The following is a 25434-nucleotide window of genomic DNA, read 5'->3' as shown; positions in this document are numbered from 1 at the left end:
CTGCGGCGGTCAGTAACTGCGTGGCATCCCGAGTTGGTGTTCGCCGATGAAGTTCAACACCATTTCGTTGGAGACCGGTGCGGTCTGGGTGAGCCGGAGGTTCTGCCAGATGTCGTACACCTCGTACTCGCGGGTGAAACCGTTGCCACCGTGGGCTTGGATGGCGCGGTCGGCGGCCTCGGTGCCGGCCCGGGAGGTGAGCAGTTTGGCGACGTTGGCCTCGAGTCCGCAGTCCTCGTCGTCGTCCCACTTCTTGGCGCCCTTATAGAGGATTTCGCGGGCGGCCATCAGTTTCGCGTAGGACTCGGCGATGGGGTGTTGGATGCCCTGGTGGGCGCCGATGGGTTGGCCGAAGACTTCGCGGTCCTGTGTGTACTCGACGGCGAGGTCGACCGCCCGCAGACCGCCGCCGAGCGCCGACGCTGCACCGCCGAGTCGTTCCGTGTTGAGGGTGTCCCACAGCAGATAGAGGCCGCCGTCCTCCGTGCCGAGGATGTCGTCTTCGCTCACGCGGAGGTCGTCGAACTGCACCTGATACTGCCGCTCGAACCACGGGACTGTCGTGTCGAGTTCCGAAAGCGAGATGCCGTCGCGCTCGGCGGGGTTGTCGACGAGAAACAGCGTTACGCCGTGAGTCGGATTCGATTTGTCGAACTCGGAGGTGCGGGCGACGAGCAGCATCGTGTCGGCGTTCTCCACGCCGCTGATGAACGTCTTCTGTCCGTCGACGCGGAACTCGCCGTCGCCGTCCCGCTCGGCGTACGTCGAGATATTGAGGGTGTTCGTCCCCGCCTCGGGTTCCGTCAGCGCCATACAGAACTTCATCTCGCCGTCGGCGATTTTCGGCAGGTACTCCTGTTTCTGCTCCTCGTTTCCGTGGCGCTGGATGCCGATACCGCCGAAGACGGGCGTGAGTACGAAGATGATGCCACCCTGGCCGCCGCCCCGAGATAACTCCTCGATGATGATGGACATCTCCAACATCCCGAGTCCCTCGCCGCCGTACTCTTCGGGGATGGTGACGCCGAGCCAGCCGTCGTCTGCCAGCGCCTGCCAGTACTCCTCGGGGAACTCCTTGTCGTCGATGTGCTGTTGCCAGTACTCCCGGCCGAAGTCGTCCGCGATGCCGCGAACCGACTCTCGAATCAGGTCGTGGAGTTCGGATTCTCCGAGTGCCATGCGCTTCGTACCCAGTTACCATACTTAGGATTTCTGCCGCCTTTGAGAGGCCCGTCCATCGGCCGGCGGGAACTTACCGCTTGGCTGACTCGTGTACCCACAATGTTTTTACCTCGCGTTGGTATATCACGGCATACGCACACGCTGGAAACTCTAAACATTCGGTGAGTTTCCGAGGACACCATGGAAATCAAAATCGACAACGACACCGACGAGGAAATCGCACAGGCAATCGCGACGGCCGTCTCCGAACACCTGGGCCGTGGCGTCGAGTTGGTCGGCAACGACGGAACCCTCGCCGAGGCCGGCGAGAACTGGAGCGAGGAGGGCGCCGTCGTCACCGAACGCGAGGAGGCCATCCGGGAGGACATCGAGTCGATTATGTCCGGCGGCCCCGAGCGCGGTTTCGACAAAATCGAGGACCTCGGCAAGGTGTTCGTCCGGGACCGCCTCGACATGATTTTCGACGATATCGAATACGAGGACGGTTCCTTCGCCCGCCACGGCGACGACGACGAACTCCCCGCAGACGGCCTCATCACGGGTGTCGGCACCATCGACGGCCGAAAGGTCGCCTTCACCGCCAACGACTACACCGTCAAAGCCGGCTCGCTCGGCCAGATGGGCGTCGAGAAGGTCATCCGAATCCAGGAGCGGGCGCTGGACCTCGGTATCCCGATGTTGCGGCTCGTCGACTCGACGGGCGCACGCCTCAACGCCGAAGAGCGGGAACCCGGCGACACCCACATGGACCGCTACCGGGGCGGGAAGATGTTCTACAACCAGTGTCGGATGTCCGGCGAAATCCCACAAATCGGCGTTCTCTACGGCCCGGACGTGGCCGGTTCCGCCTACACGCCCGTCTTCTGTGATTACCTCATCATGGTCGAGGACATCGCCGGCATGGCCATCGCCTCGCCCCGCATCGTCGAGGCGATGACCGGCGAGAAGACCGACATGCAGCAGTTGGGCGGCCCGCAGGTCCACGCCCAACACTCCGGCAGCGCCGACCTCGTCGTCCCCGACGAGGAAACCGCAGCCGAAAAGGCCCGCGATGTCCTCCGATTCCTCCCGCAGAACTACTCCGAATCGCCGCCCGAAGAGACGCCGAAACCGCCGAAGAAGAACCCCTACAGCCTCGACGACATCATCCCCGAAGAGCCGAACAAGGCCTACGACGTGATGGAGGTCATCGACCGCGTCGTCGACCGGGATTCGTTCATCGAGATGAAGCCGGATTTCGCCCCCGAACTCGTCACCGGCCTCGGACGCATCGACGGCCAAGTCGTCGGCATCGTCGCCAACCAACCCGACCACATCTCCGGGGCCATCTTCCCGGATTCCGCCGACAAGGGCGCCGGCTTCGTCTGGACGTGTGACGCATACAACATCCCGCTCGTGTACCTCTGTGACACGCCCGGGTTCATGATTGGCTCCCAAGTCGAAAAGGAGGGCGTCCTCCGGCGCGGCCGGAAGTTCATCTACGCCACCTCCAACGCCCAGGTGCCGAAGTTCTGTGTCATCACCCGGAAGGCCTACGGCGCCGGCATCTACGCGATGGCCGGCCCCTCGTTCGGTCCCGACGCGACGCTGGCGCTGCCCTCCGCCGAAATCTCGGTGATGGGGCCCGATGCCGCCGTCCACGCGCTGTTCGGCGGACAAATCGAGGACATGGACGGCGAGACGAAGGACGCCTTCATCGAATCCGCTAAACAGGAGTTCGACAAGTACATCGACATCAAAAAGCAGGCCGGCAAGATGCAGGTCGACGAGCTGATTCCCGCCGGCGACCTCCGGGAGCAACTCGAAGTTCGTCTCGACACCTACAAGACCAAACAGCGCGACGACCGACCCCGGCATCACGGGACGGTTTTCTTCTAACCCGAACTTTTTGCACGGGTCGGCTTCGCCGACCCGGCAAAAACTTCGATGAAAAAGACACGTCGGCCCTCCCTTTGGTCGGGCCTCGGTCCCGCGCCTCGCTGTCGCTCGGCGCGGAGAACCGCTCGCGCCTTCGGCGCTCGCGGATGCTAACCGATTACTCCCGTCTGTTTGTTGTGGCCCGCTACCCCACCAGCGTCCGAAGCACCCGCGACTCGGCCTTCCGGAGATGTTCGTCGACCGTCGAGGGCGCACACTCCAGTCGCTCGGCGATGTCCTCGTGGGTCGCCTTGCGCGGAATCTCGTAGTACCCCAACTCGACGGCCTTCCGGAACACCTCCAGTTGTCGCTCGGTGAGTTCCGAGAGCGTGTCCTGTCGGTCCGGCGTGTAGGAGCCGACCTGCTCGATGTTGACCGAGATGTCCTCGGGGAGCTCCTCGATTGCCCCTTTCACCATGTCGTGGGCGCCGATGACGGTCAACCGGAGGGCTCCGCGCCGAGTGAAATCGATGGGGGGTGTCTATCATCAGCGCGTACTTCTCGGCGAGCATCATCAACGCCCCGGCAGGGTTCCCGGGCTCGATGTGGAGATACAGGTGAAACTCCTCGTCGTCGGCGTCGAGGAGGTCGTAGGAAATCACGTCGGGATGGTCACCGATGTCGGGAACCAGTATCTCGGAGTTGCCCTCGAGTCGGTAGAGCAACACGCCCGTCCCGTCGCCGAGGGCGTCGATGTGCATGAGCGAGATTCGGGAGATTGCCCCCGTCTCCGCGATAGCCCGGTCTACGGGATGAATCGCGCCGTCCTCCGGGGTCAACGTGAAATCGAAGTATCGCATAGTCGGCTGGCGGGGGCCTGTCAGCCTATTAAACCGGTTTTGCGGGTTTAGACCTTTCGGCTGGTCCACGTTTCGAGTGTATCGAAACCCCCCGAAATCGACGGCTCGCTTCTCATTCCAACTCCCGGTACCGGGCCTCTATATCGAGCATCGATTGGGGATAATCGATGCCTAACTCGACGCCGAAGTCGGCCTGTTCTTCCGGGCAGAGCCGCCACGGACGATGTGCGTACTCCGACGGGAGCGACGCCAGCTCCGGAAGCCACGTCCCGATGTAGGTGGCGTCGGGGTCGTAGTACTCCCCCTGTGAGAGGACGTCGAAGTGATTGTTCCGTGAGTCGTTGCCGACGCCGGCTTGATACGCCCAGTTTCCCCAGTTGGAGGCCACGTCGTAGTCGACCAGTCGTGACTCGAAGTACGCCGCACCCCACCGCCAGTCGATGCCGAGGGCGTTGACGAGAAACGACGCGACGTTCTGTCGGCCACGGTTCGACATGTAGCCGGTCCGGTTCAACTCCCGCATGTTCGCGTCGACGAAGGGGACACCCGTCCGGCCGTCGGCCCACTGTCGAAAGGCTGAGCGGTCGTGGTTCCAGTCGGTGTCGACGCCGCGAATCCCGCCCGGAGTGAAGAACCGGGCGCCGTACTTCCGGAACTGGAACTGAAAGAAGTCCCGCCACAGCAACTCGAAGACGAGCCAGTAGGTGTCCTCGTTTTCGACGCGTTCGTCCTCGTAGCGTTGGACTTCGCGGTGAATCCACCGCGGCGAGAGACACCCAGCTGCCAACCACGGCGAGAGCTTCGAGGAGTAGTTCGCCCCCAGCAGGCCGTTTCGGGTCTCCTTGTACTCCCGGAGGTGGTCACCGTCCCAGAGGTACGATTCGACGCGCCGTTTCCCGGCCGTCTCGCCGCCCTCGAACCGCAACACTGCTCGGCCGTCGTCGGTCGGGTGTTCGATTCCGAGGTCGTCCAGTCCCGGTAGGGCACCCGGGTCGACGCTCTCGGGGACGGCAACCGAGTCGGGCGCCGCCCGCGGGGGGTCCGGTTCGATGGCTCCCTCGACGGACTGTCGCCACGGCGTGAACGTGTCGTCGATGTCCTCGGGCGGCGTCGGCAACGCATCGGGATGGTACAGCGTGTGCGTCCACCGTCGTTCGAGGTCGATGTCTCGCTCTGCGAGGGCTTTCCCGACGGCTTCCTCGACTGCTCGCTCTTCGGTCGCGGGCTTCGTCTGTGCGTAGACGGCCGCCGCCCCCACCGCCTCGGCGAACTCGGGGACGACCGTCTCCGCCGACCCCTTTCGGACAACTAACTCGCCGCCGCGGTCACGAAGCGAGGCCCGCAAATCGGCGACCGCTTCCTGTCGAAAGCGACCGCGATGGGGTGCCATCTTCGGTGGCCCGTATCGCGTCCGGCCGCGCCATTGGGGGTCGAACGTGTAGACGGGCACCACCTGGTCGGCGGTCGAGACGGCGTCGGAAAGCGTCGGGTTGTCGGTCACGCGGAGGTCGTCGCGGAACCAAACGACGGCGGTGTCCATACCCACCATTGGACGTCTCGGCGCAAAAGTCGGCGGAAGCCGGAAACCCGCTCACACTCGGACGTCGACCGTTCGCGAGCGCGGGCCGTCACACTCGACGAGCAACACCGACTGCCACGTCCCGAGGTCCAGCGTGCCGTCGCTGACCGGGAGGGTCTCGGAGGCGCCGACCAGAAGCGCCCGGAGGTGTGAATCGGCGTTGCCGTCCAGTTGGTCGTGGTCCCAGCCGTCGTCGTCGACGGCGTCGGCGAGGAACGCCTCGAAATCACCCAGCAGTCTCGATTCGGCCTCGTTGACGGCAATGCCGGCGGTCGTATGTCGGACGAACACGGTCACCGTACCGTTGGCGTCCTCGGGGACGGCGGCCTCGACGCGGTCCGTAATGTCGAGGACATGAAGGCGACGGTCGGTGTCGACGGTGAACGTCGTCATCCTCGGAGTCGCTGGAAGATGACGCGGTCCTGCTGACTGTACACGTGATACGCCGAGGCCGCCATCAACCCGACGAAGAAGACGCCGGAAACCACGGTCATCCCGACTTCCGAGATGGCCGGGACGCCGACGAGAACCGCAATCGTGGTGAGCAGGCCGAGCAATCCGAGTCCGAAGTAGAACTCCCCCCCACGACAGGCCGTACTGCGGAACGACCTCCATGTACACCTCGATTTCGCGGACGCGGTCCCGCAGAGCCACGCGCTTGCTGTCGTTGTCGTAGTCGACGATACCGAGGTCGTCGAGTTTCGGGAGGTGCGTCTGATGCAGCGAGACGTAGACGGACTGGCGTTTGTCCCGCGGCGGCGGGTCCTCACCCGTCTCGCGAGCCGCGACCTCCTCGGAGAGTTCGCGGACGTTCATCTCCCCCTCGCCCTCCCGGAGCGACCGGATGGCGAGCCGACGACGACCGTTCCGCAGAACGTCGTGGATTTCCCCCTCTTCCAGCGCCCCGTTCGCCGAGGCGGACCCAGCGCTCTCTGACACAGTTCGAGTAACGAACGCGGTAATAAGAAGCTACCTCCTCTCCGCCTAGAGCCACTCGTCGGGTTTGGTGTTGTAGTCCACTTCGGTCGCCCTGATGTCGGCCACCTCCTCGTCGTCTAACTCTTCCTCCTCGAAGGATTCGCCGTCGAAGCGGATGAGTTTCCCCCGCTCTGTCGGTTCGGGTTCGCGGTCCCGGCGCCGGGCGACCTCGATGTCGTGTTCGTCGATTTCCTTCACGATGGTCTTCAGCGCGACGGGCCGCCCCCACAACTCGAAGACGCGCTCGAGCGTCTGTTTGGCCTCGGTCAACTCCAGTCCGACGCCGTTGTAGTGGTGGGCGAGGAGCAGTTCGTTGCGGTTCCGGTAGTTCCCGTCGTGGACCGCAATGGTCGGTTTCCCGAAGTTCGTGAACTGCAGCATGAGCTTCTTTTTCACGTCCTCGGCGTCAGTCGAGGTCACACGGAAGTCCCGCGTCGTGTGGGTGTACTCGTAGGTGAAGTAGTCGTTGTCGTCGACGAACTCGTCGGTGAGGAACTCGTCGAGGAAGGTCACGTCGTTGTGACTCTCCCGGACCTCCCGCATCCGGTCCCAGCCGGCGGCGCGGTCGACTGCTTCGACGGCTTCCTCGACCGTGGCGTACCGTTCGGTGTCGAAGAGGTACCGCGAGGTGCGTTCCAGTTCCTCCTGGGAAGTCCGCTTGAGGAACCCGCGACTCTGCGGGCGGACGAGCGAGTAGTGACGTTCGGCCAATCCCTCGTAGGTGAGCAGTTTCCACGGGTACGTCTCGGCGTCGATATCGCCCGCTCTCGCTGCTTCGAGCGCGTCGGCGTCGATGCGTGGGTCCTCGGCGTCGAGGGAATCGAGGTGTGCGACCGGGTCGGCGACAAGTGGGTCCGGTTCCAGTGATTCGAGAACCGAATCGAGGTCGACGGTGTCGGAGAAGTTCCGCCAGGTCACGCCCTCGACGCGCAGCAGGTGTTCGACGACCTCACGTCGGTTTCGACGGTTCTCGATGTACTGCCACAGCTCCAAGCCGAGTTTGTAGGGGTTCAGCCCCGGCGAGCCCAACACCTGCGCCATGTGGTCGGCATAGGAGACGAACTCGTCGGGGTCGGCGAAGCGTTCCCCGGCCATCATTTTCGACTCCCAGTAGGAGGCCCATCCCTCGTTCATGACCTTCGTCATCTTCTGGGGGGCGAAGTAGTACGCCTCCTTCCGAAGGAGTTCGAGGATTTCCCGTTGCCACTCCTCGTAGTCGGTGGCCTTCTCGGCGTCGTCGTCGTAGGCCTTCCCGTGGGCCCGGAGGAACGCGAGGATGTCCTTTTCGGGTTCGGCGGGGAACGTCGGGCCGTCGCCGTCGTCGGCCATCGCGTCGAGCCACTCCTCGGAGAACACCTGTTTACGGACTTCTTCGGAGAGGTCGAGTTCGTCGAGGTTCTCCGCGAGGTCCTCGGGCATCTCGCCGTCTTCGGTCCACCCCTCGGCCGTCGTGAACGCCCGGTGTTGGTCGATGTTGTCCTCCAGACAGAGGACGTGGTCTATCCACTCCTCGACCGCCTCCCGGGAGATGTCGGGGTCTTCCATGTACTCGGCGACGGCTTCGCCGTGCCGTTCGAGCATCGCCGCGGCGTCCGGCGACGTGCCGAACAGCCGGAACCACTCGTTGTTCTTGAAGAAGTCCGCGTGGGCCTCGACGTGGGTGATGACGGCCTTCTGGTCGGCCATCTCGTTGGATTCCTGCAGGAAGGCGTTCGAGGGGTCGTCGTTGTTGACGATTTCGAAGGCCTTCCCGCCGAGGAACTGCCGCTGTTTCCGCTGGCGGTCGTAGCCCATCCCCCACCGCCAGTGGGGGTACCGCGACTGGAAGCCGCCGTAGGCGATGAGTTCGTTCATCTCGTCGTAGTCGACGACCCAGTAGTTCACGTCGAAGGGGTCGAGTCCGAGTTTCCGCGCGAGGCGGTTGGCCTCGCGGGCCGGCTCTTCGAGGTCCTCGGCTATACGCTGCTTTTCGAGTCGGTCGTCGGTACTCATTCGTTTGCCTCCGTGCTGAGGATGGTGTAGATGGCGTCGACCACGTCGTCGGGGCTCTGGACGTAGGCGACGGCGACGTTGTCAGAGCCCTCGAAGTGACTTTCGACCTCTTGGGCGTGGGTCGCGTTGATGGCGTTGCCCGAGGGCTGGGTTTCGACGTAGGCGTGGAGGTTCGCCGGAATCTCCTCCATCAGTGGAATCACGTTCTGTTCGGTGTCGTTCGAGGAGTTCTCCGAGTCGCCGGCGGCGAAGACGTAGCGGTTCCACTCGCTCCAGGGGTACCGCTCTTCGAGGACCGCCGCGGCCAACTCGTAGGCGCTGGAGATGCGGGTACCGCCGCCCGACCGGATGCCGAAGAACTCCTCGCGTTCGACCTCCCAGGCGTCGGCGTCGTGGGCGATGTAGACGAACTCGGCGTTGTCGTACTTGCCAGTCAGATACCAGTCCAGCGGCGTGAACGTCCGCTCGACGAGTTCACGCTTCGACTGGCGCATCGACCCCGACACGTCGCGGATGTTCACGACGACGACGTTCTTCTCGCGCTCCTCGATGATTTCGGGGTAGCGGTAGCGTTCGTCCTCGCGACGGAACGGGATTTCGTCGACGCCCTCTCGGCGGATGCGGGCGGCCGTCGACTCCTTGTCGACGTGTTCTTCCATCTCCTCGATGGACGACCAGCGGTCCCGCTCGTCGGCCGGAATCGACTCGTAGGCGTCGGCTATCCACGGCCGCGAGACGGGGATGTGGTTCGCTCTGGCCCACTCGAAGACCTTCGCCGGCCCCCACCCGTCGACGCGCAGGGCTTCCTCGACGTACTCGCCGTCGAAGTCCATCGCGAGTTTTCGCTTCAACCCCTCCTTGAACAGTCGCTCGAAGTCCAGTGTCGAGGCGGGACCCGTCCGAGTCATGTCCGTGAAGTCGCCCTCCTTCTCCTCGATGACCTTCTTGCCCTTCGGTTCGAGGTCCAAGCCGAGTTCCTCGTCGAGTTCCTGGGCGAACTCTTCTGGGTCCATCTCGTAGTACTCGTGTTCGCCGCCCTCCTCGCCGGGTTCGTCGCCGTCGCCATCGTCGTCGCCGTCTCCGGGTTGTGGTTCGGGTTGGCCGACTGGGTCGCCCACGTCGGGCGTTCCGCCCTGTCCCTTGCCGACGCCGCCCTGGTCGCGGGGGTCGTAGACGAACTCCGGCAGGTCGACGATTTTGATGGGTATCTTCACCTCGTCGGGCCGCGATTGACCCAAATCGCCGTACTGGATGAACTCCGAGAGGTCCTGTCGCTTGGCCTCGCCGACCTCACGGAAGCGGTCGAGGTCGTCTCTCAGTCCCATCGGTAACTCACCTGTCCCATGACGTGTCGGCTGGTCAACTCCGCGGAGGCCGCCGAGTAGCCGAACATCTCCTGGAGGTTCCGAATCGTCTCTTCTTTGATTGCCTCGGTATCGGTCCCCGACGGCGGGTCGTCCCACTGGTTGGGGTCGAGGTCCTCGTGGGCGCGGCGAACGTCGTCCCAGTCGTGGCTCCCCAACACCGTCTCGATGACCGGAATCTCTCGGGGGTCTACGTCGGAGACGCGGAACTCGTCGTCGCGGTTCCGCCACGCGTGGCGGTTCAACGCCGTGATTATCTTCTCGGCGCGGAACCGTTCGACGCCCTCGGTCGGTTCGGCACCGTCGTAATCCGCCTCCTCGAAACGACCGAGGTGCTCGATTTCGAACACTTTCATCTTCAGCGGGTCCGGCTCCTCGAGTTCCCCGCGGTCGTTCTCTATCTGTTCGCCCTCGACCCACGCGTAGACGTGTTCGATGTACTCCTCGACGGTCGCCTCGTCGACACGCTTCTCGCGCATGATGGCGTCGATGATGTCCTGTTCCTGCCGGCCGAAGACGTGGTTCTTGACCGGGACGAGGCGGTTCTCGTACTCCGTGCGCTCGCTGCTCGAGAAGACGGGGGCGTCCTCGAAGCGCCCCGCCATCGCGTTCAACACGTCACGCGGCATGATGACGTCCTCGACCGGCAACTCGGCGTGGAAGCGCTCGGTGTCCTCGTACAGCAAATCCGCGACGATGTCGCGGGTGTAGGTCACCGGGATGCCGCCGTCGCCGTCGTCGGGGGTGCCGAAATCGAAGTCCTCCTTGTATCGCCGCTCGTCGCCGTCCTGGAGGTAGCCACGGTCGTAGACGAGTGCCTTGTCGACCAAATCCAGGCCGGGTGGCAGCGATTCGGCGTCCAGCCGCGAGACGACCGCATACAGCGCCGCGGCCTCGATTGCGTGCGGTGCGAGTTCGCGCTCCCGCACCTCGCCGGCGCTGTTCCGCACCGAAATCGTGACGGGCTGGCGAATCCGCTCTTCCAGCCCCTCGTAGCTGTCGGCTTCCCAGATGTCGGTCTCGTTGGTCAACTCCCGCTGGAGGAGTTCGGCCTCCAGCGAGAGGTTCGTCAGGTAGCCGAACTCGTGTTTGTCGAGACGGCGCTTCAGCGCCTTCAGCGGGTCCTGTCCCTCGCGTTCGGCGTGTTGGTTCAACTGCGCCTCGAGGTCCGGATTCGAGATGATAATCATCTGGGTGTCGATGTCCATCCCGATTCCCTTGTCGAGTTTTACCGTTCCCTCGTCGGGGACGTTCAGCAGTTTCTGCAACAGGTCGGCGTGCTGGGCGGCGTCCTCGACGATGGTCAGCAGGCCGTTGCCCTGTGAGAGGACGCCGTCGTAACTGAACGCCTGCGGGTTCTTCCGGCCGCGTGAGTCGAGTCGCTGGAGCATGCCGGCCATCCACGACCCGACGAGACGTTCCTTCGGGGTGCCGTCGTCCTCGCTGTGGAGGACGCCGATGCCCTGTCCCACGTCGACGACGAAGTTCTTCACCCGGAGGTGATTCTCGTCGGTCACCGCCGAGAACAGGTCCTCAGTGTCCTGTCGGCGGTACTGCTCTTCGAGGTGGTCGTAGGCCTCCCGACTGAAGGGGTCCAAGCGGGCGTCGAGGTGGACGGGGATGTGGTCATCGAGGGCGTCGTTGAGGTCGGCGAGCAGTTCCTCCCGCACGGACTCGGGAAACACCGACAGCGGGTGGGCCTGCACGGGCGAGGGGTACCAGTCGTCCTCGTCGGGCGCGGGCGTGTCGCCGTAGGTCATCCCCGGGGAACTGTCGGCCCCGGAGACGTTCCACTCGACGGTGTAGCGCCGGCCGGCTTCGGTCTTGGAGTACTCCCGAAGTCCGTTGACGAGACAGCGTTTGAGTTCGGACTTGCCGGTCGCCGTCGGGCCGTCGAGCCACAGTATCTTCTCGTCTTTGCCGCGACGGGCCGCGATGGAGCGAAGGTCGTCGACGAAGGCGTTCAGCACCTCGGTGTTGCCGAGGATGGCGTGTTCGCCGTCGTTGTGTGGGTCGTCGAAGAAGCGATACCGCTCCTTGCGCTCGCCCTCCTCGACGACGGTCCGGGTACCGGCGGCCTCGATGGCTTCGAGCAGGTACTTCGAGGCGTGGGCCGCCGTCCGTGGATTCTCGAAAACCGTCTCGACGTACTCCGAAAGCGACATCGGCGGTTCGTACGTCTCCCGGAGGGCGTCGTCGGCGCGGTCGATGTACTCCTGTCCGGTCATTCCTCCCCTTCCATCTCGGCTTTGGCCACCTCCGCGCCGGCGAACTCGAGGACTTCCTTTGCGCCCTCGGTGCTGTACCCCTGTTCTTCGAGGGCGTCGACCCAGGCGTTGCGCTCCTCGTCGTCTAAGTCGCCGCTGGAGACCAGCGCCGAGAAGTTGATGTTGTGTTTCTTGTCCTCCCAGAGCTTGCGCTCCAGCGCACGGCGGAGGCGGTCGTTGTCCTGCGGGTTGAACGTGTCGCCCTCACGGGCCCGTCGGGAGACCCAGTTGGAGACTTCCTGTCGGAAGTCGTCCTTGCGGTCCTCGGGGACGTTGAGTTTTTCCTCGACGTCTCGCAGGAACTTCTCGTCGGGTTCCTGCTCGCGGCCCGTGATTTCGTCCTCGACGGTGTCGTCGTCGATGTAGGCCATCACGTGGTCCATGTACTTCTCGCCCTGCCGCTGGATTTCGTCGAGGTCGTAGGCCAGGGCGTGTCGGACGTCCTCGATGGCGCGTTCCTTGTACTCCTCGCGCACCAGTTCGAGATAGCGGTAGTACCGCTCGAAGTTCTCCTGGGGGATGGAGCCGTGGTTTTCGAGGTTCTCCTCGAGGTGGTTGAACGTCGTCAGCGGCGAGAGGAACATCCGATTTCGGTGCATCGAATCCATCAGCGCCTCGGCGATTTCGTCACCGATGAACCGCGGCGAGACACCGTCCATCCCCTCGCCGATGTCGGCGGTGTCGCTCGCCTCGTCGCGGAGTTTCTTCACGTCGATGTCGTCGCCCTCGTCGATTTCGCCGTTGTAGGCTTTGGCCTTCTGGACGACCGAGACGTTGCCGCCGTCGGGTTCCTCGATGCGGGTGAGGACGCCAAACAGCCCCGCCATCTCCAGGGTGTGTGGCTCGACGTGCATGTCGGGCACGTCGGCGTTCTTCAGCATCTTGCGGTAGATTTTCGCCTCCTCCTCGTACTGGAGGACGTAGGGGAAGTCGATGCGCTTCGTCCGGTCGTTGAACGCCTCCATCTTCTCGTCGCCCTTCTTGTCGCGGTACTCGGGCATGTTCGTCCGACCGACGATGACCTGGTCGATGTCGATTCGGGGGTTGTTCTTCGGCTTGATGGTCTGTTCCTGCGTGGCGTGCAGGAAGTCGTAGAGGAACTCCCGCTGGAGTTTGAGCAACTCCTCCCCGGAGAAGATGCCGCGGTTGGCGTTACAGAACGCCCCCGAGTAGTCGAAGGCACGGGGGTCGCTCTCGCCGTAGACGGCGATTTTCGAGTAGTTCACGTCGCCGGTCAACTCGGTTTCGTCCTGGTTCTTCTTGTCCTTCGGTTCGAACGTCTCGATGCCCTGCCGTTTGTTCTCGTCGGCGATGAGGCGGACGATTTCGATGTGGTTCTCCAGTACCGACTGGAGGTCGTCGTCGTAGTACTCCAGCAGTTTGTCCAGGTAGAACTCGCTCGCCGGGTCCAGCGCCTGCTCGTTTCGGATGGTGTACGGTGCATCGAGGCGCTCGTTTACGTCCTCGATGACGCCCTCGCGCTGCTCAAGCGGGAGCAACACGACCGGGTCCTGGTTCATCGGCGAGCGGACCACGTCGTCGGCGGGGTCTTGGTCCCTGAGTACGTCACAGAGGCCGGTCCAGCGGAAGGTGTACATCCGCCCCTCGTCACGGGTGGTGTAGTCCTCGTAGTACCGTCGGACCTGTCGGTCGAAGTCCGACTTCCCCGAGCCGACGGGGCCGAGCAGCAGTTTGATGCGTTTCTCCGGGCCGAGCCCGCGGGCGCCCGATTTCACCTTGTTGACGAACTCGTGGATAGCCTCGTGGATGACGCGGCCGTAAAACGTGTTCTCGCCGTTTCCGAGTGGGTCCTCGGAGGCGAGCTCGTACTCGACGACGCCGGCGTCCTCGTCGTACGACGTGCCGTAGTAGTCGAACATGTCCGCGACGCGTTGGTGGGCGTTGCGGGCGATTTTCGGGCTGTCGTACAGTTCTTCGAGATACCAGTCGAACGACCGCGTCTCGCGGAGGTCCGACGGAATCGAGCTTCTGTACTCCTTGCTGAGTTCCTCGAGTGTTTCCATATCGCTCATTCTATCACGGGGACGCTCACGCATCCCACCCGGCGGGGCCGGGCTGGCCGTCTGGCCGTCGTCTCGATGGCTCGGTACGTCACCACATACCACGACCCGATTCCGGCCGGCGGCCTCGGAGCACAACGACACGGTCGGGGACGGCACGTGGCGACGACGCCACCGATACTATCTTATATATGAGTGCTGCTGCTACATAAATCTTGTCTGGAGTTGACACGCACCACGGCCGAGTCGATGACGCAAAACCAGCAACAGACGCCGGATTAATCGTCTTCGGTTTTCCGTCCGTCAGACGAGTGACCGACGTGGTTTATAAACCGAGGGGCTGATAGGGGCCGAGTTCGAAGCCAGCCTATGTTCGAGGAGGCGGCACTCGGCGACGGTTGGCAGGTGTGGAACGCCGAAGACACTCGGGCCATCCTCGCCTACCGCCCCGACGTGTTCAACGGCAGCGAGTTCCCCGCCGCGTGTCTGCCGACGGTCTACGTCACGCGCGGTCGACGGAACCGCCGGCCGGAGGGCAACCGCAACCTCCCGCCGAACGCGCCGTGGATGGTGACGCTGTATCTGGAACCCGAGGTGAACCGCGACCCCGACGCCTACGACACCCGCTCGGCGGCGCTGGACGGCGCCGTGGACCTGACCCATCGGTTCGCCGACGGCGACATCGACTACCGGGGACTGTATCAGGTGCCGCGGGAGCGGTACTTCGAGAAACTCGACGAGTTGACCGGACGCGAACTCTAGCTGCCGACGGCCTTAACACGTCACCGGGGAAAGAACGACACATGTCGAAGGTCACGCTCATCGGCGAACGGCTCGCGGAGGTGGGCACCGAGTTCGTCTACGGCGGCGAGTCCGAGGCCTGTGAGGGCTGTCCCTACCGCGAGCAGTGTCTCAACCTCACCGAGGGGCGCCGCTACCGCGTGACCGGCGTCCGGGATTCGGGGACGCTTGAGTGTGCCGTCCACGACACTGGCGTCACCGCCGTCGAAGTCGAACCCGCCCCCGTCCTCGCAAACGTCCCAACGAACGCCGCCTACGCCGGCAGCAAAGCCAAACTCGCCGGCCCCTGTCCGTACACCGAGTGTCCGAGCCACGAGTTCTGTGAACCCGCCGGCGCCGAGTTCGACGAGGAGTACCAGATTACCGAAGTCGTCGGCGACCCCCCGCACGACTACTGCATGCTCGACCGGGAGTTGACGCTCGTCGAGTTCGCCGCCGACGAGGAGTAGGCCCGGTCGGGCTACCGATTCCGGCCGTCGGCGCGGGCCGAAGCGCTCTCTCGGGCCGGGACCGCGGGTTCGTCGCCGTCGAGTCGGCCAATAAGGTCGCCGGCGTAGCCGAACTCGTTCTCGTAGCCGTAGGCCGACAGGAGAATGGGGTAAAACGGCGTCTCGGAGAACAGTTCCTCGCCGTCGACGGCGGCGATTGCCTCGTCCTCCGCGACGCGCTCGAAGTTCTCGACGAACACCTCGTAGCGTTCGCCGACGGGTTTCGGAATCTGCCGTTCCAGTCTGAACACCGGGAGGGGATGGTGTCGACCGCTACCGGTCTCGCCGGAGAGGACGCCCGTCGCGACGAGGAACTCCCGAGCGAGTTGTTTGGCGTTCTCGGTGGCGGCCGCCGACCGCTGGATGCCACACTCTAACTCGACGACGTTCGGGTAGGCGATGAGCCGGCCGGTGCTGTAGCCGGCGGTCTCGACGACGGCCTCGACGGAGAGGTACGGACACACCGACCGGGCGTAGCCGTCCATCTCGTCGACGAGTGCGAAGGGGGCGGCGTACGATTGCGTCGAGTGCAGCGAGAGGATGTCACAGCCGCGAATCTCACGTAGCAGTTCGTGTGCCAGTCGCCCTTCGTGGGTGTCGGCGTCGGGGTCGCCGGGGAAGGCGCGGTTGAGGTCCTCTTCGAGGTAGCGGACGCCCTCTTCGAGCGCCTCTTCGTTTGCGACGATGAGTTTCACCGGTCGCTGGATGTCGAAGTCGGCGTCGAGAAGGTCATCGACGGCGTTCGGGCCGCACGGCTCGTCGCCGTGTATTCCACCGACGATAGCAACTTCGGGGTCGCCGTCTCCCAGCGTCTCGACGCGCATCTACCTCGGCGTAACGGGGCCGGGAGTATGAACCCCGCGCTTCGGTGCCGTCAGCGACCCATCCCGTAGAATTCGTCGTTGGGGCGCATGTCGGCGAACGTCGCCATCCGGTTCGAGAGGTTGAACACCGAGACGACGCTGCCGATGTCCCAAATCTCCTCTTGGGAGAACCCGACGTCCCGGAGCGCTTCGATGTCGTCGTCGTCGACGCGTCCTGGTTCTTCGGTCAGTTTCACCGCGAAGTCGAGCATCTCGCGGTGCTGTTCCGAGAGGTCGGCGGTGCGGTGGTTCGTCGCCAGTTGGTCGGCGAGTTTCGGCGCGCTGGCAAAGATACGAAGCAGGGCCCCGTGGCCGACGACGCAGTACAGACAGTCGTTGATGCCCGAGACGGTGACGATGAGCATCTCTATCTCTTCGCGTTCCAGCGGCGTGTCCTCGGTCAGCGCGTCGTGGTAGGCGAAAAACGCCCGGAAGTGACTGGGCTTGTAGGCGAATCCCTCGAAGACGTTCGGCGTGAAGCCGGCTTGTTCGGTCTCTTCTTCGATTCGATCGCGGATGTCCTCGGGCAACTCATCGTGGTCGGGGACCGGAAACCGGCCCATCGTATCGTCGCTCATAGTTCTCACTCGACCTCCGATGGTAAAACTGGTTCCCCGATGTCGATTAGTTTACTCGTCGGTGCGGTAGTCGTCTTCGTCGCGCAGTCGTCCCAACAGCACGACGACGCCGTAGAAGACGACGCCGAGGAAAAACAGGCCGGCGGGAATCAGAAACGGACCGAGGACATCGACTGCCATACTGGCCCGTGGGGCGGCCGATATACAGGTTCTTCCCTCCCGGCGTCGAACGGGGGGTATGTACAAAACGGGGCACTACGGCGCTGCACTGCTCGTGTACGCGCCCGTCGGGTTCCTGTTGCTGTCGGTCGACCCCGGTGTCGCCATCGCCGGCTGTATCGGCTCCGTCGGACTCTCGCGCCTCCCCGACTACGACCTCCGCGTGCCGTTTCTGGAACATCGCGGCATCACCCACACCCTGCTGTTCCTGAGTGCCGTCACGGCGACCCTCGGCGGTTCGGGATTCCTCGTGGGACAGCGGGTCGGCGTCGACCCCGTGTTGGCGGCCGGACTCGGGGCAGTCGTCGCCGTCGTCGGCGTGGGCTCTCACCTGCTCGCGGACTCGCTCACGCCCGCCGGCGTTCCGCTCCTGTGGCCGCTGTCGGGCACCGACTACTCGCTCAGCGTCGCGCGGGCGTCGAACCCGATAGCCAACTACGGACTGCTCGTGTTGGGCGTCGCCGCGACGGCGGCCGTCGGCTACGTCGCGGGAACGCTGTAGCCGGTTCCCGTCGACACTCCGTATCCCCCGATGGAGAGGGTTTTTCCACCGATTTTAGCCGGGAGAATCTTTAATAGGTGCCGTTCGGAGTTGCGGACGCTACCATGGAACACTATAACGGTGCACCCTTGCGGAACATGGGCGACCTTCCCTCGATGGCTGCCGACCGGTACGGCGAGAAGACGGCGATTACGTTCATGGGCCAGGAGACCTCTTTCAACGAACTGGAGGCCTCGGCCAACAGCGTCGCGAACGTCCTCGTCGACAACGGCGTCGAACCGGGCGACCGCGTCGGTCTCTACATCCCCAACACCGACCAGTTCCCCGAGTCGTACTTCGGCTCCATCAAAGCGGGGGCGATTCCGGTTCCGCTGAACCTCCGGATGGACCCCAACACCCTCGAGTTCGTCCTCCAGGACGGCGACGTAGACCACATGATAGGGTCCCCACTGCTCGCCGGTGGGATGGACACCGAGGAAGGGCGCATCATCGGGCCGACCGAACTCGCCGACAACGCCGGGGTGTCGAACGTCTACGTCTCCGGCGTGAGCGACGACGGCGTCGTCAACTACTCTCAGGCCGTCGCCGAGGCCTCGGCGGAGTTCGACACCGTCGACCGCGACTTCGACGACGTGGCGTGTCAGCCCTACACCTCCGGAACGACCGGCAAACCGAAAGGGGTGCTTCTGACCCACGAGAACCTCCTTTCGACCATCGAATCCTACGCGAAGGGTGGCCTCCCAATCGACCCCGACGACAGCATCGTCCTCGTGTTGCCGCTGTTCCACATCTACGCGCTCAATGCCATTCAGGGCACCTACCTCTACAACGGCGCCGAGATGCACATGATTCCGCGGCCGGACCCGAACATGATTCTGCAGACCATCTCGGACAACGACGTCACCAACTTCGCCGGGGTCCCCGCGCTGTACAACATGATGTGGCAGGTGTACCGACAGGACCCCGACGCCTACGACATGGAGTCGCTGACCGACGTCATCTGTGCGGCCGCCCCGCTGGCCGACGACACGCGCCGCACCATCGAGGAGGCGTGGGGCGTCCCGATGACCGAAGGGTGGGGCATGACCGAAACCGGGCCGGCCGGCTGTGTCGAACCTTCCCGCGGCGTCCGGAAATCCGCCGGCTGTATCGGTCCGGCGCTCCGGAACATCGAAATCAAGTTGGTCGACCCCGACACCCGCGAGACGCGCATCTCGACGGACGACCTCCAACCGAACCCCAGCGACGACATCGACTTCTCGGACGAAGAGCAGGTCACCGGCGAAATCGCGATTCGGTCGCCGACCGTCTTCGAGGGGTACTACAACCGCCCCGAGAAGACGCAGGCGGTCTTCGACGACGAGGGCTTCTTCTACACCGAGGACATCGCCCGCGTCGACCAGGACGGCTACTTCTGGATGGTCGACCGCGCCGACGACATGATAATCGCCGGCGGGGAGAACATCTACCCGGCGGAAGTCGAGGACGCCCTCTACGAACACCCCGACGTGGCGGAGGCTGCCGTCGTCGGCGCACCCCACGAAATCAAAGGTGAGGCGCCGGTCGCCTTCGTGGTCCTCGAGGAGGGCGCCGACCGCAGCGAGGAGGAACTCCGCGAGTTCAGCCTCGACCACGTGGCGACGTACGCCCACCCGCGACGGATATTCTTCGTCGACGAACTGCCGCGGTCGGCCACCCAGAAGGTCCAGCGGTTCAAACTCGAAGAGGAGGCCGAAGAGCGTCTCGGCGGCCCGCTCGGCTCCAGCGAGGAACTGTAACCGCCGGGTAACGACGCTCGACCGCCGAGGCTGCCCGTTTTTGTTCTTTCGCTGTGAGGGCCTCCGTATGGCTGCAGACCTCGAAGAGAAGACGAACCGTTACGAGGAACTGCTGGCGGAGGCGCTGGACGCCGCCGACATCGCTGCCCAGGAGGGGACGCCCCTGTACGAGGCCGGCGAGGAGTTCGAGGAGATGGCCCGGTCGTATCTGGAGGACGGGCGGCACTTCCGGGAGGAAGAGGATTTGGTCAACGCGTTGGCGTCGTTCTCCTACGGACACGGCTGGATGGACGCCGGCGCCCGAATCGGCGTCTTCGACGTACCAACCGACGGACACTTATTCACCGTGTAAGCTAACCCACCCCTAAAGGGGTGGGCTTTCAGCGTGGACTCCCGCTCTGGCCGAATCTTCGGCAGGAGATGTATACGCTCCGTTCGCGTTCAACATCCCGCTGTTCAGGGCAATGCCTACGGATGCCCCTCCGTCGCCCCCAGTCTGGTTGCAACGGAGATACCGCAACCCAATGTTCTTTGCGGCATTGTAGTCAGCGTGGTTCTCGTAGCCGCATTTCAAGCATTCAAACGATTCACTCTCACGGTTCTCCGGGTGCGTGAACCCACAGTGAGAACACCGTCGAGAGGTGTCCTCCGGGTCAACCTGCTCGACGTCGATACCGTACTCTGCGGCCTTGTATTCGACGTACTCGTAAAGGCGGTTGAACGCCCACTTGTGGCCCCACGACGCACCGGTTCGTTCACGAATGTCGGTCAAGTCCTCAAACGCAATCACGGAACACCGGTACTCGCGGGATTCAGCCACCAACTCGTTCGCTATCCGGTGAAGTGTCTGCTTGAACCGACCGTCTTCTTTCCGCCCGACCGCCTCCATATTCTCGTGTGCCCACCGCGTACCGCATTGCTGCAAGTCGCCACGGCGTTTCTCGTACTCCTTGCGCCAGTGATCGAACTCGTCGCCAGTCCAAAACTGGCCGGTCGAGGTGACGGCGAGATTGGTCACGCCGAGGTCAACCCCGAGAACCGTTCCGTTCTCAGTGGATGCCTGTTCCAGCGTGTCTGGCTCAACATCCCGTTTGCAGTGGGTGTGAAGTTGCCACTCGCCGTGCTTCCGGTGTAACTCCGCCCCAGTCGTCTCGTACTCGTCGGAGAACAGGTAGTCGGCGTGGGGCGTCTCACTGTCTTCATCTGGGAGCACGTAGTCAGCTTCGATCCGCCCATCAACGGTCGCCAGCGACACGTAGTCGTCGTGGAAGGTGGCGGTGCGGTGGTCGTAGACGAGGTGCGGGCTGGTGAAGTAGGGCATCGACGCCTTCTTGCCCCCCTTCCACTTCTTGACGACGCTCTTGCAGGCGTCGGCGGCTTTGTTTCGGGCGGCTTGGACGTGGTTGCTGTGCAACGCCGTCGCGTCGCGCACATCGTTGTAGGTGTCGTCGTGGAGCGTCGTCTTGCTTGTCGTGACGTATTCACCTTCGAAGGCGTGGCGCGTGACGCAGTTGGCGGCCCACAGAAACTCGTCGATGGTATCTTCGAGGAGTGCGGCGTCGGCACTGTCCACGTCGAGTTTGACGGGGACAGTCCGCCGCTTCTCCATACATCAAATGGAGACTATATGATTCAAATATATTGGGGAGTCGGCCTTGTCATTGATGGTGGGTTGTCGCACTGAGCGTACGCGCTTCCTCCCACCCTGAAGGGGTGGGTTTCCGCGCTGTTACCGCTATGACATCGAAGTGATACCCCCCTATTTTACGTCGTTTGGATGTGTGGATGTCGCTAATGGAGGCGGCCCTCTGGTACGTACTCTCGGGCACGCGTGGCGGTGCCAACCGCGCCCGCATTCTGCGTGCACTCGACGAGCGGCCGCGAAACGCCAACCAGTTGGCTGAGGACCTCGAGTTGGATTACAAGACAGTCAGACACCACCTCGATGTCCTCGAGGAGAACAACGTCGTCACCGACAGCGGCGACGACTACGGGAAAGTGTACCTCCCGACGGAGGCGGCCCGCGTCCACTGGGACACCGTCGAGGAGATAATCGGGAAAGTGATCTGAGTATGGGCGGAATTTGGGTAAGAGTATATGTACGTCGATAAGTTAGGTGGTTCATAGTGCTCGTCAGTATCGTCCAGGTGTTTGCCGTCCTGAACATCTTCCTGTTGGGTGCCCTGCTGTACGTGTGGGGCGGCAACTGGTTGGAACTCCGGTCGAAGCACACCCTCGGACTCGTCCTCTTCGGCGTGTTCCTCCTCGGCGAAAACGCCCTCGCCGCCTACCTGTTCATCTTCCACGCCGGCCTCTCGGCGTGGATTCACGACCCAAACATGGTACCGTACCCCGCTCAACTCGCGCTCGCGACCCTGCGTGTCTTCGAGTTCGGCGGTATCGCGTTTCTGACATGGGTTACGTGGGACTGACCCACCGCTTACCTGCCCCGTCCACCTGATTTTCCCGCGCCGTTCGGCCAGTACGTTTTTGGTAACCAGCTCGCGGCGAGAGTTCTCACGTCCGCATCAAAATAGGCATACGACCCCGTAATTCGGACGGCTGTGGGTCGAATTTGGGTGGCAGTTCGGCAAACGCCTTTTTATATATCCCAGAACGGTGTGATATGCATCGACGCATAGGTGCAGTCGTCATGACACTGCTCATGGTCGCGAGCGTCGCGACCGCCGGAGTGGGCGTCGTGTCGGCAAACCACGTAGCTTCAGCATCGATTTCAGACCAGACGAGCGGCGGCCACACGGTCGTCGTCGACGACGTGTACCTGCCCGAAGGCGGGTTCGTCGCGATTCACGACTCCAGCCTCAACGACGGTGGCGAGGCAGTACTCACGAGCGTTCGTGTCACGTCCGGCTATCTCGAAGCCGGGAACCACAGCAACGTCACCGTGACGCTGGACGAGCCGCTCACCGAGGACGATACGCTCATCGCGATGCCGCATCTCGACACCGACGGCGACCGAACCTACGAGTTCGTCTCCAGCGGTGGCGAGGAAGACGGTCCCTCGACGAACGAGGACGGCGACATCGTCGTCGACAGCGCGAACGTGACCGCCAGCGCGACGGTCAGTATGTCCGACCAGTCGACCGGCGGCTCGTCGGTCTCCGTCGACCGCGTCGAACTCTCCGAGAGCGGCTTCGTGGCGATTCACGACAGTTCGCTTCTGGACGGCAACACCTTCGACAGCGTCCGCGGCGTCAGCGGCGTCCTCTCTGCGGGCGTCCACGAGGACGTCCGGGTCGAACTCGACGACGAGCTCGACAACGAGGACACCATCATCCCGATGCCGCACAAGGACACCAACGACAACGGCGAGTACGACTTCGTCACCAGCGAGGGCGACGAGGACGGGCCGTTCGAGGACCCCAACTCCGACCTCGGTATCGCGGTCGACACGGCGGCAGTGACGCCGACCGACGAGGCCAGCGTCTCGATGAGCGACACGAACACGGGCGGGAACTTCGTCGTTGTCGACGAGGCGTTCCTGCCGAACGGCGGGTTCGTGACGGTTCACGACTCGACGGTGCTCGACGGCGATGTCTTCGACAGCATCCGCGGCACCAGCGAGTACCTCGAACCCGGCACGCACAAGGACATCCACGTGACGCTGGACGAGCCGCTCGAAGAGGACGACACGCTCGTTCCGATGGCTCACCAGGACACCAACGACAACGAGGCCTACGACTTCCCGGACAGCGAGGGCCAACAGGACGGTCCGTACACGACCGACTCCGGTGACGCGGTCGTCGACACCGCCAACGCGACGGTTTCGGCGCTGGTCTCCGGTTCCCAGCAGGAATCCAACGGCAACACCGTGACGGTCCACCACGTCGACCTCTCGGAGGGCGGCTTCGTGACGATTCACGACAGTTCGCTGCTCGGCGGGGCGACGTTCGACAGCGTCCGTGGCACGAGCGAGTACCTCGAAGCCGGCTTCCACTCCGACGTGGAGGTTACCTTGGACGAACCGATGAAGACCTCCCAGACGGCCATCCCGATGGCCCACCGGGACACCAACGATAACGAGGAGTACGACTTCGTGAGCAGTGAAGGCGCCGAAGACGGCCCCTACACTGCCAACGGCGGCGCAGTTATCGACACCTACCGAGCGAGCGTACAGGCACAGGTGACGTTCACCGGTCAGGAGGACGTCTCCGACACGGTCACTGTGGACAGCGTCACGCTGCACAACGGCGGCTTCGTCACGCTGCACGACTCGACGGTGCTCGACGGCGCTGTCTTCGACAGCGTCCGTGGCACCAGCGAGTACCTCGGCCCCGGCACCCACGAGAACGTCAGCGTCTCCATCGACGAGGTGCCCGGCGGCGAGGACACCTTCGTCGCGATGCCGCACCTCGATACGAACGGCAACGAAGCCTACGACTTCGTCACCAGTGAAGGCGCAGACGACACGCCGTACACGGTCGCCGGGAGCGCCAACGTGGCACCCGCGACGGTGAGTGCGGTCCCGGAGGCGAGCGTCTCCATCTCCGACCAGACGACCGACGGCGAGTCCGTCACGGTCGACAGCGCCTCCCTCTCGCAGGGCGGGTTCGTGACGATTCACGACGGGACGCTCCTGGACGGTGCGACGTTCGACAGCGTCCGCGGGACCAGCGAGTACCTCGAAGCCGGTGACCACTCCGACATCGAGGTCAGCCTGGATACGCCGTACGAGGAGGACGGCACAGCCGTCGCGATGCCGCACTTCGATACGAACGGCAATCAGGAGTACGACTTCGTCGACACCGAAGGCGGCGAGGACAGTCCCTACACCACGGAGGGTGGCGACATCGTCCTCGACGACGCCTCGCTGACGGTCGAAGACGACGACATGGGCGAGACGACTGAGGCGGACGGCATGGACGACATGACCGAAACCGACGGTGGTTCCAGCGGTGACGGCGCCGGCTTCGGTGCGGTGGTCGCGCTGGTGGCCATCCTCGGTGCGGTGCTGGCCGCCCGCCGACTGAACTGACGACGAACGCGACACCGAGTCCGACTCGGGAACGGCGGGCCGGCCGCCGTGACGTATTTTATGTGGCGCCCGGCACCCGTAGCAACATTTATCACTAACAATCATTGGGCAAGGGATGTCACACGACATACGGTAACACACAATACTGTCTCTACTGCCCGATATCGGTGCATTCGAGCCACACACCTGCGAAATGTTTAAGTACCTTTCGCACTAACATACTGTTAGCAACAGTCCGATACCGGATTTCTTCGGGTTTTCCACCTCCGGAGACGGGCGTAACCCATACAATGAGCGATACAAGCATCCGAACCTACACCGACGAGCGAAGTACCGAGACGACGACCGAGCGGGCCGACGAGCACGAACACGAAGACACGACCGTGTGTCCGGAGTGTGGAGCTCGCCTCGAATCGGACACCGAACACGGCGAGACGGTCTGCAGCGAGTGCGGACTGGTCGTCGAGGAGGACGAAATCGACCGCGGGCCGGAGTGGCGCGCCTTCGACTCCGCCGAAAAGGACAGCAAATCCCGCGTCGGCGCGCCGACGACGAAGATGATGCACGACAAGGGACTGTCGACGAACATCGGTTGGCAGGACAAAGACGCCTACGGCAACTCCCTGTCGAGTCGCCAGCGCCAGAAGATGCAGCGGCTCCGCACCTGGAACGAGCGGTTCCGCACCCGTGACTCCAAGGAGCGTAATCTCAAGCAGGCGCTCGGCGAAATCGACCGCATGGCTTCGGCACTCGGCCTCCCCGAGAACGTCCGGGAGACCGCCTCGGTCATCTACCGCCGAGCCTTGCAGGACAACCTCCTGCCCGGCCGCTCCATCGAGGGCGTCGCCACGGCGTCGCTGTACGCCGCCGCCCGACAGGCCGGCGTCCCCCGCAGCCTCGACGAGGTCGAACGCGTCTCCCGTGTCGAAAAGATGGAGCTCACGCGGACCTACCGCTACATCATCCGCGAGCTGAACCTCGAGGTCAAGCCGGCCGACCCCGAGAGCTACATCCCCCGGTTCGTCAGCGACCTCGACCTCTCGGATGAAGTCGAGCGTCGGGCCCGAGACCTCATCGACGCCGCCCGCGAGGACGGCATCCTCTCGGGG

The 25434-nt window shown here is 63.7% G+C and carries 23 protein-coding genes; 11 read left to right on the top strand and 12 right to left on the bottom strand.

All coding sequences use genetic code 11. From position 1 onward, the window contains the following. Window positions 1-9: 9 nt before the first annotated feature. Window positions 10-1179, bottom strand: a complete 1170-nt coding sequence (locus GJ631_RS11220; RefSeq protein WP_156709248.1) for an acyl-CoA dehydrogenase family protein — start codon at window positions 1177-1179, stop codon at window positions 10-12. 183 nt (window positions 1180-1362) lie between these two features. On the opposite strand from GJ631_RS11220, the gene GJ631_RS11215 reads away from it, so the two are divergent. Further along, window positions 1363-3060 carry an acyl-CoA carboxylase subunit beta gene (locus GJ631_RS11215; RefSeq protein ID WP_156709247.1) on the top strand — a complete coding sequence of 566 codons (1698 nt, stop codon included), beginning with the start codon at window positions 1363-1365 and terminating at the stop codon, window positions 3058-3060. 184 nt (window positions 3061-3244) lie between these two features. Here GJ631_RS11215 and GJ631_RS19015 read toward each other — a convergent pair whose 3' ends face one another. Continuing rightward, window positions 3245-3541 carry a helix-turn-helix domain-containing protein gene (locus GJ631_RS19015; protein ID WP_231753960.1) on the bottom strand — a complete coding sequence of 99 codons (297 nt, stop codon included), beginning with the start codon at window positions 3539-3541 and terminating at the stop codon, window positions 3245-3247. A 28-nt stretch (window positions 3542-3569) separates the two neighbouring features. On the opposite strand from GJ631_RS19015, the gene GJ631_RS19010 reads away from it, so the two are divergent. Next, window positions 3570-3950 carry a hypothetical protein gene (locus GJ631_RS19010; protein WP_231753959.1) on the top strand — a complete coding sequence of 127 codons (381 nt, stop codon included), beginning with the start codon at window positions 3570-3572 and terminating at the stop codon, window positions 3948-3950. A gap of 61 nt (window positions 3951-4011) precedes the next feature. Here GJ631_RS19010 and GJ631_RS11205 read toward each other — a convergent pair whose 3' ends face one another. The 6 genes from GJ631_RS11205 to GJ631_RS11175 all read right to left on the bottom strand — a co-directional run bounded on the left by GJ631_RS11205 (window position 4012) and on the right by GJ631_RS11175 (window position 14112). Further along, window positions 4012-5439 carry a DASH family cryptochrome gene (locus GJ631_RS11205; RefSeq protein WP_156709246.1) on the bottom strand — a complete coding sequence of 476 codons (1428 nt, stop codon included), beginning with the start codon at window positions 5437-5439 and terminating at the stop codon, window positions 4012-4014. 51 nt (window positions 5440-5490) lie between these two features. Beyond that, entirely contained in the window at window positions 5491-5871 is a 381-nt protein-coding gene (locus GJ631_RS11200) for a secondary thiamine-phosphate synthase enzyme YjbQ (protein WP_156709245.1), read from the bottom strand. A 591-nt stretch (window positions 5872-6462) separates the two neighbouring features. Continuing rightward, window positions 6463-8448, bottom strand: a complete 1986-nt coding sequence (locus GJ631_RS11190; RefSeq protein WP_156709244.1) for a SpoVR family protein — start codon at window positions 8446-8448, stop codon at window positions 6463-6465. Beyond that, window positions 8445-9773 carry a YeaH/YhbH family protein gene (locus GJ631_RS11185; protein ID WP_156709243.1) on the bottom strand — a complete coding sequence of 443 codons (1329 nt, stop codon included), beginning with the start codon at window positions 9771-9773 and terminating at the stop codon, window positions 8445-8447. Before GJ631_RS11185 ends, GJ631_RS11190 begins: the two co-directional genes overlap by 4 nt. After that, complete coding sequence (locus GJ631_RS11180) at window positions 9764-12040, bottom strand: PrkA family serine protein kinase (protein ID WP_156709242.1); 2277 nt, start codon at window positions 12038-12040, stop codon at window positions 9764-9766. Before GJ631_RS11180 ends, GJ631_RS11185 begins: the two co-directional genes overlap by 10 nt. After that, window positions 12037-14112 (bottom strand): PrkA family serine protein kinase, encoded by a 2076-nt coding sequence (locus tag GJ631_RS11175; RefSeq protein ID WP_156709241.1) that lies wholly within the window; start codon window positions 14110-14112, stop codon window positions 12037-12039. Before GJ631_RS11175 ends, GJ631_RS11180 begins: the two co-directional genes overlap by 4 nt. A 357-nt stretch (window positions 14113-14469) precedes the next feature. On the opposite strand from GJ631_RS11175, the gene GJ631_RS11170 reads away from it, so the two are divergent. After that, entirely contained in the window at window positions 14470-14862 is a 393-nt protein-coding gene (locus tag GJ631_RS11170) for a DUF5820 family protein (protein ID WP_156709240.1), read from the top strand. A gap of 41 nt (window positions 14863-14903) precedes the next feature. Beyond that, a complete protein-coding gene (locus GJ631_RS11165) occupies window positions 14904-15350 on the top strand; it encodes a UPF0179 family protein (protein ID WP_156709239.1) in 447 nt (148 codons plus the stop codon). A gap of 11 nt (window positions 15351-15361) precedes the next feature. On the opposite strand, the gene GJ631_RS11160 is transcribed toward GJ631_RS11165, so the two are convergent. The 3 genes from GJ631_RS11160 to GJ631_RS19255 are packed head-to-tail and all read right to left on the bottom strand — an operon-like array spanning window position 15362 to window position 17010. Next, entirely contained in the window at window positions 15362-16213 is an 852-nt protein-coding gene (locus GJ631_RS11160) for a succinylglutamate desuccinylase/aspartoacylase family protein (RefSeq protein WP_156709238.1), read from the bottom strand. 50 nt (window positions 16214-16263) lie between these two features. Next, entirely contained in the window at window positions 16264-16830 is a 567-nt protein-coding gene (locus tag GJ631_RS11155) for a peroxidase-related enzyme (RefSeq protein WP_156709237.1), read from the bottom strand. A 51-nt stretch (window positions 16831-16881) separates the two neighbouring features. Next, window positions 16882-17010 (bottom strand): hypothetical protein, encoded by a 129-nt coding sequence (locus GJ631_RS19255; RefSeq protein WP_255453944.1) that lies wholly within the window; start codon window positions 17008-17010, stop codon window positions 16882-16884. A 58-nt stretch (window positions 17011-17068) separates the two neighbouring features. On the opposite strand from GJ631_RS19255, the gene GJ631_RS11150 reads away from it, so the two are divergent. The 3 genes from GJ631_RS11150 (at window position 17069) to GJ631_RS11140 (ending at window position 19681) form a co-directional block, all read left to right on the top strand. Then, window positions 17069-17551: a metal-dependent hydrolase gene (locus tag GJ631_RS11150; RefSeq protein WP_156709236.1), complete on the top strand. Its 483-nt coding sequence runs from the start codon at window positions 17069-17071 to the stop codon at window positions 17549-17551. A 104-nt stretch (window positions 17552-17655) separates the two neighbouring features. Then, window positions 17656-19329, top strand: coding sequence for a class I adenylate-forming enzyme family protein (locus GJ631_RS11145; RefSeq protein ID WP_156709235.1), 1674 nt, complete (start codon window positions 17656-17658; stop codon window positions 19327-19329). 67 nt (window positions 19330-19396) lie between these two features. Further along, on the top strand, window positions 19397-19681 hold the full coding sequence (locus GJ631_RS11140; protein ID WP_156709234.1) for a DUF357 domain-containing protein: 285 nt from the start codon (window positions 19397-19399) through the stop codon (window positions 19679-19681). 12 nt (window positions 19682-19693) lie between these two features. Here the strand turns inward: GJ631_RS11140 and GJ631_RS11135 are convergent, their stop codons facing one another. Then, window positions 19694-20938, bottom strand: a complete 1245-nt coding sequence (locus tag GJ631_RS11135) for an RNA-guided endonuclease TnpB family protein (protein WP_156709233.1) — start codon at window positions 20936-20938, stop codon at window positions 19694-19696. A gap of 185 nt (window positions 20939-21123) precedes the next feature. Between GJ631_RS11135 and GJ631_RS11130 the strand changes: the two genes are divergently transcribed. The 4 genes from GJ631_RS11130 to GJ631_RS11115 form a co-directional block, all read left to right on the top strand. Next, complete coding sequence (locus GJ631_RS11130; protein WP_156709232.1) at window positions 21124-21399, top strand: winged helix-turn-helix domain-containing protein; 276 nt, start codon at window positions 21124-21126, stop codon at window positions 21397-21399. A 56-nt stretch (window positions 21400-21455) separates the two neighbouring features. Beyond that, the gene (locus GJ631_RS11125; RefSeq protein ID WP_370518642.1) at window positions 21456-21761 is read left to right on the top strand and encodes a hypothetical protein; all 306 of its coding nucleotides are present in this window, start codon (window positions 21456-21458) and stop codon (window positions 21759-21761) included. 194 nt (window positions 21762-21955) lie between these two features. Beyond that, window positions 21956-24325: a PGF-CTERM sorting domain-containing protein gene (locus GJ631_RS11120; protein WP_156709231.1), complete on the top strand. Its 2370-nt coding sequence runs from the start codon at window positions 21956-21958 to the stop codon at window positions 24323-24325. 290 nt (window positions 24326-24615) lie between these two features. Further along, on the top strand, window positions 24616-25434 hold an 819-nt coding region (locus GJ631_RS11115), incomplete at its 3' end, for a transcription initiation factor IIB family protein (RefSeq protein ID WP_156709230.1).

The sequence above is a fragment of the Natronomonas sp. CBA1123 genome (assembly GCF_009741925.1).
Lineage (GTDB): Archaea > Halobacteriota > Halobacteria > Halobacteriales > Haloarculaceae > Natronomonas.
The sequence above is the reverse complement of the archived record's forward strand: the minus strand, read 5'-3'. Positions and strand labels throughout refer to the sequence as shown.

Bases quoted from the DNA above. Each gene is read 5' to 3' on its own strand.
- GJ631_RS19255 (WP_255453944.1), bottom strand. From the start codon at position 17,010: ATGGCAGTCGATGTCCTCGGTCCGTTTCTGATTCCCGCCGGCCTGTTT.
- GJ631_RS11170 (WP_156709240.1), top strand. From the start codon at position 14,470: ATGTTCGAGGAGGCGGCACTCGGCGACGGTTGGCAGGTGTGGAACGCC.
- GJ631_RS11190 (WP_156709244.1), bottom strand. From the start codon at position 8,448: ATGAGTACCGACGACCGACTCGAAAAGCAGCGTATAGCCGAGGACCTC.
- GJ631_RS11205 (WP_156709246.1), bottom strand. From the start codon at position 5,439: ATGGACACCGCCGTCGTTTGGTTCCGCGACGACCTCCGCGTGACCGAC.
- GJ631_RS11200 (WP_156709245.1), bottom strand. From the start codon at position 5,871: ATGACGACGTTCACCGTCGACACCGACCGTCGCCTTCATGTCCTCGAC.
- GJ631_RS11130 (WP_156709232.1), top strand. From the start codon at position 21,124: ATGGAGGCGGCCCTCTGGTACGTACTCTCGGGCACGCGTGGCGGTGCC.
- GJ631_RS11120 (WP_156709231.1), top strand. From the start codon at position 21,956: ATGCATCGACGCATAGGTGCAGTCGTCATGACACTGCTCATGGTCGCG.
- GJ631_RS11145 (WP_156709235.1), top strand. From the start codon at position 17,656: ATGGAACACTATAACGGTGCACCCTTGCGGAACATGGGCGACCTTCCC.
- GJ631_RS11215 (WP_156709247.1), top strand. From the start codon at position 1,363: ATGGAAATCAAAATCGACAACGACACCGACGAGGAAATCGCACAGGCA.
- GJ631_RS11165 (WP_156709239.1), top strand. From the start codon at position 14,904: ATGTCGAAGGTCACGCTCATCGGCGAACGGCTCGCGGAGGTGGGCACC.
- GJ631_RS11175 (WP_156709241.1), bottom strand. From the start codon at position 14,112: ATGAGCGATATGGAAACACTCGAGGAACTCAGCAAGGAGTACAGAAGC.
- GJ631_RS11160 (WP_156709238.1), bottom strand. From the start codon at position 16,213: ATGCGCGTCGAGACGCTGGGAGACGGCGACCCCGAAGTTGCTATCGTC.
- GJ631_RS19010 (WP_231753959.1), top strand. From the start codon at position 3,570: ATGGGGGGTGTCTATCATCAGCGCGTACTTCTCGGCGAGCATCATCAA.
- GJ631_RS11220 (WP_156709248.1), bottom strand. From the start codon at position 1,179: ATGGCACTCGGAGAATCCGAACTCCACGACCTGATTCGAGAGTCGGTT.
- GJ631_RS11150 (WP_156709236.1), top strand. From the start codon at position 17,069: ATGTACAAAACGGGGCACTACGGCGCTGCACTGCTCGTGTACGCGCCC.
- GJ631_RS11180 (WP_156709242.1), bottom strand. From the start codon at position 12,040: ATGACCGGACAGGAGTACATCGACCGCGCCGACGACGCCCTCCGGGAG.
- GJ631_RS11155 (WP_156709237.1), bottom strand. From the start codon at position 16,830: ATGAGCGACGATACGATGGGCCGGTTTCCGGTCCCCGACCACGATGAG.
- GJ631_RS11140 (WP_156709234.1), top strand. From the start codon at position 19,397: ATGGCTGCAGACCTCGAAGAGAAGACGAACCGTTACGAGGAACTGCTG.
- GJ631_RS11185 (WP_156709243.1), bottom strand. From the start codon at position 9,773: ATGGGACTGAGAGACGACCTCGACCGCTTCCGTGAGGTCGGCGAGGCC.
- GJ631_RS11135 (WP_156709233.1), bottom strand. From the start codon at position 20,938: ATGGAGAAGCGGCGGACTGTCCCCGTCAAACTCGACGTGGACAGTGCC.